The organism is Pandoraea pnomenusa, from assembly GCF_000767615.3.
In the GTDB taxonomy this organism is placed as follows: Bacteria; Pseudomonadota; Gammaproteobacteria; order Burkholderiales; family Burkholderiaceae; genus Pandoraea; species Pandoraea pnomenusa.
In genome coordinates, this window is sequence record NZ_CP009553.3 from 739,453 (window position 1) to 755,159 (window position 15,707).

General features: G+C 66.0%; 12 protein-coding genes. 11 read left to right on the forward strand and 1 reads right to left on the reverse strand.

Annotated elements, in window-relative coordinates; all coding sequences use genetic code 11:
- The first annotated feature begins 27 nt into the window (after positions 1-27).
- From dapB to LV28_RS27505, 11 genes are all read left to right on the forward strand, one after another.
- Positions 28-825 carry a 4-hydroxy-tetrahydrodipicolinate reductase gene (dapB, locus tag LV28_RS27455; protein WP_031627068.1) on the forward strand — a complete coding sequence of 266 codons (798 nt, stop codon included), beginning with the start codon at positions 28-30 and terminating at the stop codon, positions 823-825.
- 316 nt (positions 826-1,141) lie between these two features.
- Positions 1,142-3,733 (forward strand): leucine--tRNA ligase, encoded by a 2,592-nt coding sequence (leuS, locus tag LV28_RS27460; RefSeq protein ID WP_038621626.1) that lies wholly within the window; start codon positions 1,142-1,144, stop codon positions 3,731-3,733.
- Positions 3,734-3,828: 95 nt separating this feature from the next.
- Entirely contained in the window at positions 3,829-4,344 is a 516-nt protein-coding gene (locus LV28_RS27465; RefSeq protein ID WP_023872334.1) for an LPS-assembly lipoprotein LptE, read from the forward strand.
- Positions 4,345-4,363: 19 nt separating this feature from the next.
- The gene (gene holA, locus LV28_RS27470; protein WP_038618827.1) at positions 4,364-5,443 is read left to right on the forward strand and encodes a DNA polymerase III subunit delta; all 1,080 of its coding nucleotides are present in this window, start codon (positions 4,364-4,366) and stop codon (positions 5,441-5,443) included.
- A gap of 198 nt (positions 5,444-5,641) precedes the next feature.
- Positions 5,642-6,910, forward strand: a complete 1,269-nt coding sequence (locus LV28_RS27475) for a glutamate-5-semialdehyde dehydrogenase (RefSeq protein WP_038618824.1) — start codon at positions 5,642-5,644, stop codon at positions 6,908-6,910.
- Between the two features lie 59 nt (positions 6,911-6,969).
- The gene (locus LV28_RS27480; protein ID WP_052408616.1) at positions 6,970-7,614 is read left to right on the forward strand and encodes a HutD/Ves family protein; all 645 of its coding nucleotides are present in this window, start codon (positions 6,970-6,972) and stop codon (positions 7,612-7,614) included.
- A gap of 267 nt (positions 7,615-7,881) precedes the next feature.
- Positions 7,882-8,823 carry an AraC family transcriptional regulator gene (locus LV28_RS27485; RefSeq protein ID WP_023872331.1) on the forward strand — a complete coding sequence of 314 codons (942 nt, stop codon included), beginning with the start codon at positions 7,882-7,884 and terminating at the stop codon, positions 8,821-8,823.
- A 206-nt stretch (positions 8,824-9,029) separates the two neighbouring features.
- Positions 9,030-9,473 (forward strand): (2Fe-2S)-binding protein, encoded by a 444-nt coding sequence (locus tag LV28_RS27490; protein WP_023594202.1) that lies wholly within the window; start codon positions 9,030-9,032, stop codon positions 9,471-9,473.
- A gap of 100 nt (positions 9,474-9,573) precedes the next feature.
- Complete coding sequence (locus tag LV28_RS27495) at positions 9,574-11,769, forward strand: xanthine dehydrogenase family protein molybdopterin-binding subunit (RefSeq protein ID WP_169834583.1); 2,196 nt, start codon at positions 9,574-9,576, stop codon at positions 11,767-11,769.
- The gene (locus tag LV28_RS27500; protein WP_069106814.1) at positions 11,769-12,800 is read left to right on the forward strand and encodes an XdhC family protein; all 1,032 of its coding nucleotides are present in this window, start codon (positions 11,769-11,771) and stop codon (positions 12,798-12,800) included. Before LV28_RS27495 ends, LV28_RS27500 begins: the two co-directional genes overlap by 1 nt.
- Positions 12,801-12,925: 125 nt before the next feature.
- A complete protein-coding gene (locus LV28_RS27505; RefSeq protein ID WP_025250253.1) occupies positions 12,926-13,981 on the forward strand; it encodes a porin in 1,056 nt (351 codons plus the stop codon).
- Positions 13,982-14,110: 129 nt separating this feature from the next.
- Here the strand turns inward: LV28_RS27505 and purH are convergent, their stop codons facing one another.
- The gene (purH, locus tag LV28_RS27510) at positions 14,111-15,676 is read right to left on the reverse strand and encodes a bifunctional phosphoribosylaminoimidazolecarboxamide formyltransferase/IMP cyclohydrolase (protein WP_025250254.1); all 1,566 of its coding nucleotides are present in this window, start codon (positions 15,674-15,676) and stop codon (positions 14,111-14,113) included.
- Positions 15,677-15,707 lie beyond the last annotated feature (31 nt).

The window sequence follows — 15,707 nt, forward strand, 5'->3', positions numbered from 1 at the left end:
CAGAAAGACGACGAAAGAATCACCATGATGAAGATTGCGATTGCTGGCGCCTCTGGCCGTATGGGCCGGATGCTGATCGAAACCGTGCTTGCCGCCGACGACGCCAAACTGGTTGGCGCGCTCGACCGTGCGCAAAGCCCGGCGCTGGGCCACGATGCCGGAGCATTCCTCGGCCGCGAAACCGGGGTGAAGATCACGGACGATCTGGACGCCGCGCTCGCCAACGCCGAGTATCTGATCGACTTCACGCGCCCTGAAGGGACGCTCGCCCACCTGGCGGCCGCCGAGAAGCATGGCGTGAAGATGATCATCGGCACGACCGGTTTCTCCGAGGCGGACAAGGCGCGTCTGGCCAAGGGGGCTGAGCGCGTCGCCGTGGTGTTCGCGCCGAACATGAGCGTGGGCGTGAACGCGACGTTCAAGCTGCTCGAAGTGGCCGCGAAGATTCTGAACACCGGCTACGACATCGAAATCATCGAGGCACACCACCGCTACAAGGTCGATGCGCCTTCGGGTACGGCGTTGCGCATGGGCGAAGTGGTTGCCGAGGCGCTGGGGCGCGATCTGAAGGAGTGCGCGATCTACGGCCGTGAGGGGGTGACCGGGGAGCGCGATCCGTCGACGATCGGTTTCGCGACCGTGCGCGGCGGTGACATCGTGGGCGATCACACGGTGCTGTTCGCCGGTATCGGCGAGCGCATCGAGATCACGCACAAGTCGTCGAGCCGGTTGTCCTATGCCCAGGGCTCGCTGCGCGCGGCCCGCTTCCTCGCGAAACACAAGACCGGCCTGTTCGACATGCAGGACGTGCTGGGTCTGCGCTGATCCCATCGGACCCGCCGGCCCCGCCGGGGCGGCCAGTGCGCCGCACCGCTCGCACCGCTCGCACGGGTCGCCGCACGTCCGGGTGCCTTCACGGCGGGGAGTACTCCGCGCCCCGCCATCGAGACGGCGCCTCCCGCGCCGGGCGCCATGGTGCTTCCTTCGCGCCTCCCTCGCCGCCGTGACGCCGAATCGGCACCCGGCGGCGTTATAATCATCGTTTTCCCCGGATTCACCCCGAAACACCTGCATGCCGCGCCTCGATCGCCGCGCGCCGGGCGGGAGCGAAGCCGAGCCGAATCCTATCCGCCGACCCATCATGCAAGAAAAATACGTTCCCGCCGACGTCGAAGCCTCCGCCCAGTCGCACTGGCAGGCGATCGACGCCTACAAGACCACCGAGCGCGAGGACAAACAGAAATTCTATTGCGTCTCGATGCTGCCGTATCCGTCGGGCAAGCTGCATATGGGGCACGTGCGCAATTACACCATCAACGATGTGATGTACCGCCAGATGCGCATGCGCGGGTACAACGTGCTGATGCCGATGGGCTGGGACGCTTTCGGCATGCCGGCGGAAAACGCGGCCATGGCCAACGGCGTGCCGCCGGCCAAGTGGACGTACGACAACATCGAGTACATGAAGAAGCAGATGCAGGCGATGGGCCTGGCGATCGACTGGTCGCGCGAAGTCGCCACCTGCAAGCCCGAGTACTACCGCTGGAACCAGTGGCTGTTCCTGAAGATGCTCGAGAAGGGCGTCGTCTACCTGAAGACCGGGACCGTGAACTGGGATCCGGTCGATCAGACCGTGCTCGCCAACGAGCAGGTGATCGACGGCCGCGGCTGGCGCTCGGGGGCGCTCGTCGAAAAGCGCGAAATCCCGATGTACTACATGCGTATCACCGAGTACGCCGACGAATTGCTCGGCGACCTGGACGACCTCGGCTGGCCCGAGCGCGTGAAGGTGATGCAGCAGAACTGGATCGGCAAGAGCTTCGGCGTGAACTTCGGCTTCCCGTACGAGCTCGACGGCGAGCGGAAGCTCCTGCGCGTGTTCACCACGCGTGCCGACACGATCATGGGCGTGACCTTCTGCGCCGTCGCGGCCGAGCATCCGCTTGCCACGCGTCTGGCCGAAGGCCGTGCCGATCTGCAGGCGTTCATCGCCGAGTGCAAGCAGGGCGGCGTGGCCGAGGCGGACATCGCCACGATGGAAAAGAAGGGCATGCCGACGGGCTTCTTCGTCACGCATCCGCTCACTGGCGACAAGGTCGAAGTGTGGATCGGCAACTACGTGCTGATGGGCTACGGCGAAGGCGCCGTGATGGGCGTGCCGGCGCACGACGAACGTGACTTCGCATTCGCGCGCAAGTACAACCTGCCGATCAGGCAGGTCGTCGCCGTCGAGGGCGAGACGTATTCGACCGAAGCGTGGCAAGCCTGGTACGGCGAGAAGGATGGCACGCTGATCAACAGCGGCAAGTACGATGGCCTGGGCTTTGCGGCCGCCGTCGACGCCATCGCGGCGGATCTGAAAGCACAGGGCGCGGGCGACAAGCAGGTCACGTTCCGTCTGCGCGACTGGGGGATCTCGCGTCAGCGTTACTGGGGTACGCCGATCCCGATCATCCATTGCGAATCGTGCGGTGCCGTGCCGGTGCCCGAGAAGGACCTGCCGGTGGTGCTGCCCGAAGACCTCGTGCCGGACGGCACCGGCAATCCGCTGGCCAAGTCCGAAGCGTTCCTGAAGTGCGATTGCCCGAAGTGCGGCAAGCCGGCGCGCCGCGAGACCGACACGATGGACACGTTCGTCGATTCGTCCTGGTACTTCTCGCGCTACGCCTGCCCGGACGCCGACACCATGGTCGACGCCCGCACCGATTACTGGATGCCGATGGACCAATACATCGGCGGTATCGAGCACGCGATCCTGCACTTGCTGTACTCGCGCTTCTGGACCAAGGTCATGCGCGATCTGGGCCTGGTGAGCTTCAAGGAACCGGCGCAGAACCTGCTCACGCAGGGCATGGTGCTCAACGAGACGTTCTATCGCGAAGACGCCACCGGCAAGAAGACGTGGTTCAACCCGCTCGACGTGCAGGTGCAGTTCGACGACAAGGGACGCCCGGTCGGCGCCACGTCGAAGGCCGACGGCGCCGATGTGGCGCTCGGCGGCATCGAGAAGATGTCGAAGTCGAAGAACAACGGGGTGGATCCGCAGTCGCTCATCGATCAGTACGGTGCCGACACCGCACGCCTGTTCGTGATGTTCGCGGCGCCGCCCGAGCAGCAGCTCGAATGGTCGGGGGCGGGGGTGGAGGGCGCAAGCCGCTTCCTGCGTCGCCTGTGGGGATTCGGCCAATCGCAGGCGGCGTTGCTGCGCCAGGCCGATGCGGCGATCGACACGTCGAGCGCAGCCGCGAAGGCGCTGCGTCTCGAGATCCACGGCGTGCTCAAGCAGGCCAATTACGACTATCAGCGTGTGCAGTACAACACGGTCGTGTCGGCGGCGATGAAGATGCTCAACGCCATCGAAAGCGACAAGGGTGCCGCTGGCGCCGGCGCGGTGCGCGAATGCTACGGAATTTTGCTGCGCGTGCTCTACCCGGTGGTGCCGCACGTCACGCACGGCCTGTGGGACGCATTGGGTTACGCCGCGCAGATGGGCGACCTGCTCGACGCACCGTGGCCGGAAGTCGACGAGGCGGCACTGGTGCAGGACGAGATCGAACTCGTACTCCAGGTGGCGGGCAAGGTGCGTGGTGCGGTACGCGTGGCGAAGGATGCATCGCGCGAAGCCATCGAGCAGGCCGCACTGGCGCATGAAATGACCGCCAAGTTCGGCGAAGGCAAGCCGGTGAAGAAAGTCATCGTCGTGCCGGGTCGATTGGTGAACGTGGTGGTGTGAGGCGGCGTGGATTGCCGCCGCTCGACGAATTGATGACGTTTGGTGACAAGAGGGCACATCACGTGCAAATGACATCCGGGCAACGAGGCGTCGGCATGACGCGCAGGATCTTCGGTTGGATGGCCTTGCTGGGCTGCGCGCTGGCATTGTCCGCCTGCGGCTTCCAGCTGCGCGGCGCCAGCGAATACGCGTTCAAGCGGCTGTACATCTCGGGCGGTGGCCTGATGGCCATCGACATCTCGCGTTACGTGCGCTACGGCAGCAAGGGCACCGTGGTGGTGACCGAACCCAAGGATGCCGACGCTCGCCTCGAGATTCTGAACACGACCTCGTCACGTACGGCGGTCAGTCTCGATGCCAACGGCCAGGCGCGCGAATACGAGATTCGCAACTCCTACACGTTCCAGCTGGTCACGCCTGACGGCCGGCCGATCATTCCGCTGAGCACCATTCGTCTGACGCGCAATCTGCCCTATAGCGACAGCGAAGCGACGGCGCGCGACACGGAAGCGGCGCTGCTGGCCCGCGACATGCAGAAGGATGCGGTCGATCAGATCATCCGGCGCATGGAAGCGGTGAAGTCCATGCCGGCCCCGAAGCCGGAAGAATAACGCCCCCCGAATCCCGTTCATGCAACTGCGTCCCGACGCGCTCGACGCGCACCTTGCCAAGTCGCTCTCGCCGATCTATACGATCCACGGCGACGAGGGCCTGCTCGTGCAGGAGGCGGTCGATCGCGTGCGGGCAGCGGCGCGTGCGGGCGGTTTCACCGAACGCGACGTGCTCAGCGTTGAACGCAGCTTCGATTGGGGGGCGCTCGCGAACGCCGGCCAATCGATGTCGCTGTTCGGCGATCGCAAGCTCATCGAATTGCGCATTCCGGGCGGCAAGCCGGGCAAGGAGGGCGGCGCGGCGCTCAAGGCGCATGCCGAAGCCGCGAACGGCGACGTGCTGACCATCATCACGCTGCCCCGGCTCGATGCCGCGGCCAGCAAGTCCGACTGGTTCACGGCGCTCGATCGCGCCGGTGTGACTGTCAAGGTCGACCCGGTCGATCGGGCGCGTCTGCCGGACTGGATCGCCCAGCGTCTGGCTGCGCAGGGCCAGCGCGTCGAAGCCGGCGAGCCGGGTCGGCGCGTGCTCCAGTTCATTGCCGATCGCGTCGAGGGTAACCTGCTCGCCGCGCATCAGGAAATTCAGAAGCTCGGTCTGTTGTACCCCGAAGGTGTGCTCACCTTCGAACAGGTGCAGGATGCCGTGCTCAACGTGGCGCGCTACGACGTCTTCAAACTGAGCGAAGCCGTTCTCGCGGGCGATGCCGCCCGACTGGTCCGCATGCTCGACGGCTTGCGCGGCGAGGGTGAAGCGGCGCCGCTCGTGCTCTGGGCACTGACCGAGGAAGTCCGCACGCTCGCGAAGATCACGCGAGGCATGGCGGCGGGCAAGCCGCTTGCCGTGTTGCTGCGGGAGTTCCGCGTGTGGGGGCCGCGTGAGCGCTTGATGGAGCAGGCTGCGGGCCGCGCCACGCCGGCCATGCTGGCGCAGGCGCTGCAACTGGCCGCACGTCTGGACCGACAGGTCAAGGGGTTGCGCGCCGAAGGCCTGCCCGGCGATCCGTGGGACGGCATGCTGCAACTTGGCCTGCTGCTCGCGGGCGAGCGACCGCCGGTGGCGCGCTCCGCCCGCGCACCACGCCCGGTGCCCGCGTAGACCGCGCCCGACGCCGCTCAAGCCACGAACACCACGAAAGCCGCCAATGCCGGTATTGCGCCTCCCGGGGAACGGGAGCCGCAGCAGCAAGATCCCCGCAATTAACGGACAATCTGTCACATGACCGGCGAGCCTTCGCGGCAGCCAACCCGAATTCAAGGGCAACACAGCCGCCCATCGAAACCGCCGAACGACGATATGGATATCAAAGCCTACATGCAATCGCTGGGTCAGCGCGCCCGCGAGGCATCGCGCGCCATGGCGCGTGCCGACACCGCCGCCAAGAATCGCGCGCTGCTCGCGATCGCCGACGCCATCGAGCGCCAGGGCGCGACGCTGCAGGACGTGAATCGCCGTGATCTTGAGCGCGCGCGCACCAACGGCCAGGATGCCGCGTTCATCGACCGGCTCACGCTGTCCGACAAGGCGTTGCGAACCATGATCGAAGGGTTGCGCCAGATTGCGGGGCTGTCCGATCCTATCGGGGAGATCAGCAACGTGCGCGTGCAGCCGAGTGGTATTCAGGTCGGCCAGATGCGCGTGCCGCTGGGCGTGATCGGCATCATTTACGAGTCGCGCCCGAACGTGACGATCGACGCGGCGGCGCTTTGCCTGAAGTCGGGAAATGCGACGATCCTGCGCGGCGGTTCGGAGGCTATCGAGAGCAACACGGCATTGGCGGCGCTGATCGCGGACGCGCTGGCGGCCAGCGGCTTGCCCGGCGATGCCGTTCAGGTCGTGAACACGCCTGATCGCGCCGCCGTGGGAGAACTCATCACGATGACCGACTATGTCGACGTGATCGTGCCGCGCGGTGGGAAGAGCCTGATCGCACGTCTGATGCAGGACGCGCGCGTCCCGATGATCAAGCATCTGGATGGCATCTGCCATGTCTACGTCGACGCTCGCGCAGACGCGTCGAAAGCGCTGGCGATTTGCGAGAACGCCAAGACGCACCGCTACGGCACCTGCAACACGATGGAGACGCTGCTGGTCGATCAGCGGGCCATCGATCAGTTGCCTGCCATCGCGCGCATGTTCCAGAGCAGGCAGGTCGAGCTGCGCGGCTGCGAACGTACGCTTGCGGCACTCGCCGAAGCCGGCGTTGACGGCGCCATCGCGGCGACCGAGGAAGACTGGTCGACCGAGTATCTGGCACCCGTGCTGGCCGTGAAAATCGTGGACGGCCTTGCGCCCGCCATCGCGCACATCAATCGATACGGTTCGCATCACACCGACGCCATTGTGACCGAGGACTACACCGCCGCCATGCAATTCCTGCGCGAGGTGGACTCGGCAAGTGTGATGATCAACGCGAGCACGCGATTCGCCGACGGCTTCGAATTCGGCCTGGGCGCGGAAATCGGTATCTCGAACGACAAGCTTCACGCGCGCGGTCCGGTGGGACTCGAGGGGCTGACGAGTCTGAAGTACGTCGTGTTCGGTCACGGCGAAGTTCGCAAGTAACGCCGCATTCCGATCGATCCTGCATTTTCGCCAACGTCTCACTCGCCTCGACAGTGCTCATGCAATTGCAAGTCCTCGGCCCGGCCGATTTCGTGAAGATGCCGTGGAAAAACGGTCAGGGTGTGACGACCGAACTCGCCGTGGCGCGACGCCCTGGCGAGGACGGATTCGATTGGCGCATCAGCACCGCGACGGTGGCGAACCCGGGGCCGTTTTCGGTCTTTGCCGGCATCGATCGGTCGTTGGCTATCGTGAGGGGCGGCGCGTTGACGCTCAATGTCGAAGGGCGTCCTGACGTGACGCTCACCCCGCGCACGCCCCCCTATGCCTTTGGCGGCGAACTGGCCGTGAGCTGCACGCCCGCGTTGGACGCGGCCGGCGTGCCCATCGACGACTTCAACGTCATGACGCGCCGCGTCGGTTGGCAACACGCGCTCACGCAACATCGTCTCGAGAGCGCGCCGTTGAGGTGGTCGCTGCCGGCGAACGATGGCGCGATCGGTTTTCTCTACTGCGCCGAGGGGCAAGTGACGACCGCCTTGCACGATGGCCAGACCGTGACGGTGCCGGCGGGCCATGCCCTGCGCATCGAAGGAATGGACGGAAAAGAGAGGGCCGACGGCGCGGTGGCCAGCGTGATGTGTGAATTGCGCGCGAATGGCGGTCCGGCAGACGTGTTCCTGGCGTCGATCTCGCGTCGCTGATCGCCGAGGTTCCCGCCCGCCGAACCCTGGCCCTCGATGTCGCCAGGACCTCCACGCCGGCCTGCATTTCTGTCTGCACTTCGGCCTGCACTTCGGCCGTATACCGAGTGTTTCGCGCCCGTCCCACCCACCGCCTCCCGGTATTTTCCCTAAGCGGAAGTCGATTCTTTTCCAGCCTGCGAAACGGCATACTGTGAATATTCATAGATAAATCGACGTTTCACATATGGAACATTTGCCGAGTTACGTCGAACCGGGCAGGGCGCCGTGGATCCGCTGAGCGATGTGCTTGGCGATCTGCGCGCGGACGCGGTCGTCACCGGACGATTCACCTTCGGTGCCCCATGGTCGCTGCGCAAGCCGGCGCTCGACGGCGCGCCCTTTCGCACGGCGATGGGGGAACCGTTCTGGCTCGTTGTGGCGGGCATGGCGCCGGTGCGCATCGAGCCCGGCGACTGCGTGCTGCTGCCGCACGGGCACGAGCATGTGATGTGCTCGTCACTGGACGAACCGCCGGTGTTGTTCGAGGACATGATGTCCGCGCAGGGCATCGAGCCCAAGCTGGATACACCACTCGCGTTTCGCGCGGGTGGGCCCGGCGCCGTAAGCGATCTCTACACCGGCGTGGTGATGTTCCGCGAGCGGGCGCGTAATCCGCTGCTCGCTGCGCTGCCGCCACTGATCCATATCCGCGCCGGCGACCCGGCCGTGCCGGCCTTGCTCACGACCACCATCGCGGGGTTCATCGAAGAGTCGATGCAGCGCGGCTCGGGATGGCGCGTGGCGGTGGCGCGTCTGGCCGACGTGCTGTTCGTGCAGATTCTGCGCGCGTATCTCGGCGCGCACGGCGGCGCGAGCACGCACTGGCTGCGCGGCATGTCGGACCCGCAACTGGGGCGTGCCATCGCGTCGATGCACGAAATGCCACAACGCGCGTGGACGGTCGAGCAACTGGCCGACATCGCCGGCATGTCCCGTTCGAAGTTCTGTCTGCGCTTTCGCGAACTGGTCGGCGAGTCGCCGATGTCGTATCTCACCGCGCATCGCATGTACCTCGCGGCCGACCGGCTCGCGGGCGCGGGCGCACGCGTCTCCGACGTGGCCGACGCCGTGGGCTACGCCTCGGAGAAGGCGTTCACGCGCGCCTTCCGTCGTTGTTACGGCCTGCCGCCGCGCGAATACCTCCGAAGCTGCGAGCCGGGCAACTGACGCCCGCCCCTCGCCCCCTCGCTCCCCTCGCTCCCCTCGCTCGTCCGATCCTTCCTGAGGGTTTTCCCGTCTCTGGACGAACGGCATCCTTTTCGGGCCGCCCGGCCGTTGTTCGCCAATTTTCTCGTGGTGAGAATTCAATCGCCATCTGCCGGCCACCGTGAAGGTGTTTGTGCAGAGGGCAGCCAGTCACAACGGGAGAGTCAATGGAATTCCAACTCAACGGGCGCCCCTTCGTCTTCGACGGCGATGACGACACGCCTTTGCTGTGGGTCATCCGCGATGCGGCGGGACTGACCGGGACCAAGTACGGCTGCGGCATCGGGGCGTGCGGCGCCTGCACGGTGCACGTCGACGGCGAAGCCACGCGTACCTGCGTTCTGCCGGTTTCGGCCGTGGCAGGCAAGCGCATCACCACCGTGGAGGCGCTCTCGCCCACGCGCTCGCATCCGATTCAGCAAGCCTGGATCGCGAAGGACGTGCCGCAGTGCGGCTACTGTCAGTCCGGCATGGTCATGGCGGCGGCAGCGCTGCTGCGCAAGCATCCGCGGCCGACCGACGCCCAGATCGACGAGGCCATGACCAACCTGTGCCGTTGCGCGACCTATCACCGCATCCGGGAGGCGATCCATGACGCAGCAAAACGCTGAGCCGACGGTGCGTCCGGCGCATCCGCAAGATCCCGCCTGCGGCACCGCACCGCACGCGAACGCGCCGACCTCGCCCGCGCGACGCCACTGGCTCAAGGGCATGTCGCTTGCGGCGGGCAGCCTGCTGATTCCGGTCACGGCGACGTGGGTGGGCAGCCCGTCGGCGCGCGCGGCCGGCGCGAATCTCGTCGAGGTCAACGACTGGATCCGTATCGACGCCGACGGCACCACGGTGCTCGGCCTGTCGCAATGCGAGGTGGGGCAGGGGGTGTACACCGGCCTGCCGCAGGTACTGGCCGACGAACTCGATGCCGACTGGCGCCGGGTGCGCGTCGAGTTCGTGACCGCTCGCGACGCCTATCGCACCGCCGCCGCCAACGAAGCCCTGCAGCAGTTCGTGGGCGCATCGATGTCGGCGACACTGTTCTACGAACGGCTTCGCGTCGCGGGGGCGCAGGCGCGTGAGGCGCTCGTCGCGGTCGGGGCAAAGCGACTCGGCGTGCGTACGTCGAATTGCGTGACGCGCGACGGCCGTGTCATCCACCCGCAGTCGGGCCGCTCGATCGGTTACGGCGAGCTGGTCGCCGACGCCGCGAAGCAACCGCTCAATCCGCATCCGCATCTGAAGAACGACGCGGCACACCGCCTGATCGGACAATCGCTGGCGCGTCTCGACACGCCTTCGAAGGTCGACGGCTCTGCCATCTTCGGCATCGACGTGAAGGTGCCCGACATGCTCGTGGGCGCCGTGCGCATGGCGCCCACGTCGGGCGGCGCGCCGCGCTCGGTGCGCAATCGCGACGCGATCAGGGCGCGCAAGGGCGTGCACGACGTCGTGCTGGCGAAAGACGCCGTGATCGTCGTGGCCGACGATTACTGGCGCGCGAAAACCGCGTGCGACGCGCTCGACGTCGAATGGAAGGCGGGTCCGGCCGCCGACAGCGCGACGATCCTCGCCGAGCGTCGCGCGGCCCTCGTCGGCGGCAAGGCGGGCGTGGCCACCGATATCGGCGACGCCACCGGGGTCATTGCAGCCGGGGGCAAGGTTGTCACGAGCGAGTATCACACCCCGTACATCGTCCACGCGACGATGGAGCCGGTGAACGCCACCGTGCACGTGCGCAAGGACAAGGGGGAAATCGAGGTCTGGGGACCGATTCAGGGGCAGGACAAGGTGCGTTGGGCGCTCGGTGGCATCTTCAAGCTGCCGCCCGAGAAGGTCACGGTGCACACGACGTTCCTTGGTGGCAGCTTCGGCCGCAAGTACGTGCCTGATTTCGTGATTCATGCGGCGGTGGCCTCGGCGGCCGTGGGGCGTCCCGTGAAAGTGATCCGCTCGCGCGAAGACGATATCCGTCATGGGTTCTACCGTCCGTGCGCCTCCGCGCGCTTCCAGGCCGCGCTGGGCAGCGACGGATTGCCGGTCGCCCTGCACATGCGGGTGGCGGGACAGTCGCTGTACAACGTCATCAAGAAGGATCACTTCGAGAAAGCGGGCTACGACGAGACGATGCTCGACGGGCTTTACGATCTGGCGTACGCGGTGCCGAACCTGCGCGTGGAAGGCGTCGATGTGCCACAGCCGAATATTCCCGTGAGCTTCATGCGCTCGGTCGGCTCGACATCAAGCGTATTTTTCCTCGAAAGCTTCATCGACGAGATGGCCGAGGTCGCGGGCATCGATCCGGTGGACTATCGCAAGCGCATGCTCCGGCACGACCCGCTCGCCACGCGCGTGATCGAGACGACGTTCGCCTCGGCCGGCTGGCAGCGCAAGGCGAAGCCCGACGTGCATCGCGGCTTCGGCTATTGCACGTACACGGGACGTGGCACGGCGTTTTCGACGTACGTGGCCGTGGCGGTGGAGCTGCGGGTCGTGAACGATCGCTTCAAGATCGAGCGCGTCGTCTGTGGTGTCGATTGCGGGCGCGCGATCAATCCGAACCTCATTCGCGCCAACATCGAGGGCGGAATCGGGTTCGCGCTCACCAACACGTTCAAGAGCCGCATCACCTTCGCCAACGGCGGCGTGGCGCAGAGCAACTTCGGTGACTATCCGCTGTTGTATCTGGTCGAGATGCCGAAGATCGAAACGGTGATCCTGCCGAGCGATCGTCCGCCACAGGGCTGCGGTGAAGTGTCGTTGCCACCGATGGCGCCGGCCGTGGCGCAGGCCATCCGGCGTGCGACGGGCGTGCGTGCGCGCACGATGCCGCTGCCGCAGACGGTCGCCGAGGCGCGTGCGCTGGTGCACGCCGGGACGCCGGGCGCAACGCCGGTGCCGGGAGCCGCCTGATGGACGGGGTCGACGCCGAAGTGCTCGAAGCGGTTGCGCGCTGGCAGGCACAGGGCGACGAAGTGTTGCTCGCCACGGTCGCCCGCACCTGGGGCTCGGCGCCGCGCCCCGTGGGCGCGATGATGGCGCTGGCGTCGCGCGGACGCGTTGCCGGCTCCGTGTCGGGGGGCTGTATCGAGGACGACCTGCTCGCCAAGGTCGCCGCGGGCTTTCGCCCCGGTTTGCGCCCGCATGTGCAGGTCTACGGTTTGAGCGCCGACGAGGCGCACCGTTTCGGCCTGCCGTGCGGCGGCACGCTGGAACTGGTCATCGAGCGCGTGACGCCACGCAGCGCGCTCGATGCCATGCGCGACGCCATCGACGGCGGCAGGCTCGGGGTGCGAGAACTCAACTTGCGTACCGGACTCGCCCGCGTGCGCACCGTGCGCCAACCCGAGGCGTTCGCCTATTCGCCGACACGCCTGGCGGTGCCGTTCGGGCCGCGCTGGCGAATCGTCGTGATCGGCGACGGCCAGCTCACGCGCCACCTCGTGAGCATGGCGGTGCCGCTGGGCTACCGGGTCGTGATCTGCGATCCGCGCGACATTCACGACACCATGCATGACGGCGATCTCGCCGCACACATCACCCGCACGAGGGAAATGCCCGACGACCTGATCGCGCGGCTGCGTCCCGACGGGAACACCGCCATCGTGGCGCTCACCCACGATCCGAAGCTCGACGACATGGCATTGCTCGAGGCGCTCAGGTCGGATGCCTTCTATGTCGGCGCGATCGGCTCGCACCGCAATCAGGCGGCCCGGCGCGAGCGGCTCGCCATGTTCGACCTGAGCGCCGCGCAGATCGGGCGTCTGCATGGCCCCGTGGGGCTTGCGTTGGGCGCACGCACGCCGCCGGAAATCGCGCTGGCGATCCTCGCGGAGATGACCGCATTGCGCAATGGCGTGATGTCAGACCTGACATCGACCCGGCCCTGTACTCCCCCGCGGGCGGCACCTCCCGCCGTCCCGGGCACCTCGCGCGCCGCCTGAGGAAGCGAGCGTACAGAACCTCCACGAAACACCGGTGGGCGGGTCGCTTGCATCGCCTCGGTGCGTGCGCATGCGCGACCCGAAACCATAATTAGTTTGTAGTCCAATATAAAATGGGGAATGTCATGAAACACAAGGTTTGGATGGCAATGGCGCTCACGGTGGCCGCAGGTTGCGCAAAGGCCGACGGGGTGCAGATTTACGGCATCGTGGACAACAGTCTGGAATACCTGAGCAATGCAGGCGCAGGCGCGAACGGCAGCAAGGCATCGCTCTTTCGCGTGAGCAACGGTTCACAGGCGCCCAATCGCTTCGGCTTCAAGGGATCGGAAGACCTTGGCGGCGGACTCAAGGCGATCATGCAGCTCGAAGCCGGCTTCAATCTGGATTCCGGCCAGTTGCAGCAGAACGGCCGGATGTTTGGTCGTCAGGCTTACGTGGGCCTGCAGAACGCCTGGGGTGCGGTGACCATCGGCCGTCAGAAGAACCTGATCTATGATGCGTTCCTCGAACTCGATCCGTTGTCGTACTACAGTTACTCGCTGCCGGCGCTGGATCCGCAGTTCGTCGGCAAGGCGGACAACTCGATCAAGTACGCCGGTAATTTCAGTGGCTTCAAGGTTGCCGGACTGTTCTCGACGGGCTACGACGCCACCATCGCCAACGGCGCGCAGGTGCCGGGGCAGTGGCGTGTGGGCAAGGAGTACAGCGTGTCGGTCGGATATGCGAACGGGCCGCTCAATGTGTCGCTCGTCTACGATCAGCAGCGCGGCACGGCCGTCGCGACTCAGGGCAACACGTCGCAGCGGGTTGCGGCCGGCGCAAGCTACGCACTTGGCAACTTCAAGCCATTCGTGGGCTATCAGTGGTATCTGAGCGATGTCCCGGGCGTGGCCGGACGCAACGAACTGTATTTCGCCGGATTGCAGTATCGGCCCGTCACGGAGGTCATTCTGTCGGGCGCGATTTATTACAACAACATCACGTCGGCGAACCAGCATCCGTATCTGCTCGCGGCCAACGCGGCGTACCTGCTCTCGAAGCGCACGCAGTTGTTCGCGCAAGTCGGCTTCTCGCGCAACCAGAATCAGTCGAATCTGGGTGTCACGGGTTACGGCATGACCATCGTGCCGGGCAGCAATCAGGTGGGTGTGGCCGTGGGCCTCGCGCACTACTTCTGAAGCTCGCGACGCGGGCGCCGGGCAAAAAGAAAGGACACCCTCGAGTGTCCTTTCGCGCTTTCATGCGGTCGCGCGCTCGCGCATTCACGACGCGCGCCGATGGCCCGCCGGGCCATCGAGCCAGTCGGCTTAGTGACGGAAGTGACGCGTACCCGTCATCAGCATGGCGACATTGCGCTCGTCGGCCGCGGCAATGACTTCGTCATCGCGCATCGAGCCGCCCGGATGAATCACGCAGGTCGCACCGGCGTCGACGACCACGTCCAGGCCGTCGCGGAACGGGAAGAAGGCGTCCGACGCCACGGCCGAGCCGTTGAGCGACAGGCCGGCGTTCTGGGCCTTGATGCTGGCGATACGGGCCGAATCGACACGGCTCATCTGACCCGCGCCCACGCCGAGCGTCATGCCGCCGGCGCAGAACACGATCGCGTTCGACTTCACGTACTTGGCCACGCGCCAGGCGAAGAGCAGGTCTTCCATTTCCTTGGGCGTCGGATGACGCTTGGTCACCACGCGCAGTTCGTGCGGCGCCACGTTCTTGGCATCCGGCGACTGCACGAGCAGGCCGCCGCCCACGCGCTTGAAGTCATACTGGTTCACGCCGTTGCCCAGCGGCACTTCGAGCAGACGCACGTTCTGCTTGGCGGCGAAGACCTGCTTGGCGCCTTCGGTGAACGACGGTGCGAGCAGCACTTCCACGAACTGCTTGGCAACCGCTTGCGCGGCCGCCTCGTCGACTTCGCGGTTGAACGCGATGATGCCGCCGAAGGCCGACGTCGGATCGGTCTGGAAGGCCTTGGCGTAGGCCTCGGACGGCGACGCCGCCACGGCCACGCCGCACGGGTTGGCGTGCTTGATGATGACGCAGGCGGGCGCGTCGAACGTCTTCACGCACTCCCACGCCGCATCGGCGTCGGCGATGTTGTTGTACGACAGTTCCTTGCCCTGGAGCTGGCGATAGTTCGCGAGCGAACCCTCGGGCGTAACGATATCGCGATAGAACGCGGCGCTCTGATGCGGATTCTCGCCGTAGCGCATGTCCTGCACCTTCGTGTAAGCGAGATTCAGCGTGGCCGGGTACGGCGAACGCTCGTCGTGGCGCAGCGACTCGCCCAGGCTCGTGAGGTAGTTCGTGATGGCGCCGTCGTACTGCGCCGTGTGGGCGAACACCTTCGTGGCCAGGCGGAAGTTCGTGGCGTAGCCCACGGTGTTGCCATTCGCCTTCATTTCGTCGAGCACCACGGCGTAGTCGGCCGGATCGACGATGACGGTGACGTCACGATGGTTCTTCGCGGCGGAGCGAAGCATCGTCGGGCCGCCGATGTCGATGTTCTCGATGGCGTCCTCGAGCGAGCACTGGTCCTTGGAAATCGTCTGCACGAAGGGGTACAGGTTCACCACGAGCAGGTCGATGGTCGGAATGCCGTGCTGTTCGAGCGCGGCCATGTGCTCGGGCAGGTCGCGGCGGGCCAGGATGCCGCCGTGAACCTTCGGATGCAGCGTCTTCACGCGGCCGTCGAGCATTTCCGGGAAACCGGTGTAGTCGGCGACTTCGGTCACCTTCAGCCCGGCATCGGCCAGCAGCTTGGCGGTGCCGCCGGTGGAGAGGATCGACACGCCTTGCGCAGCGAGCGACTTGGCGAAGTCGACGATGCCGGTCTTGTCGGAGACGGAAATGAGAGCTTGCTTGATCATGACGGACGAAAGTGAAGCGGCAAAAACGGAC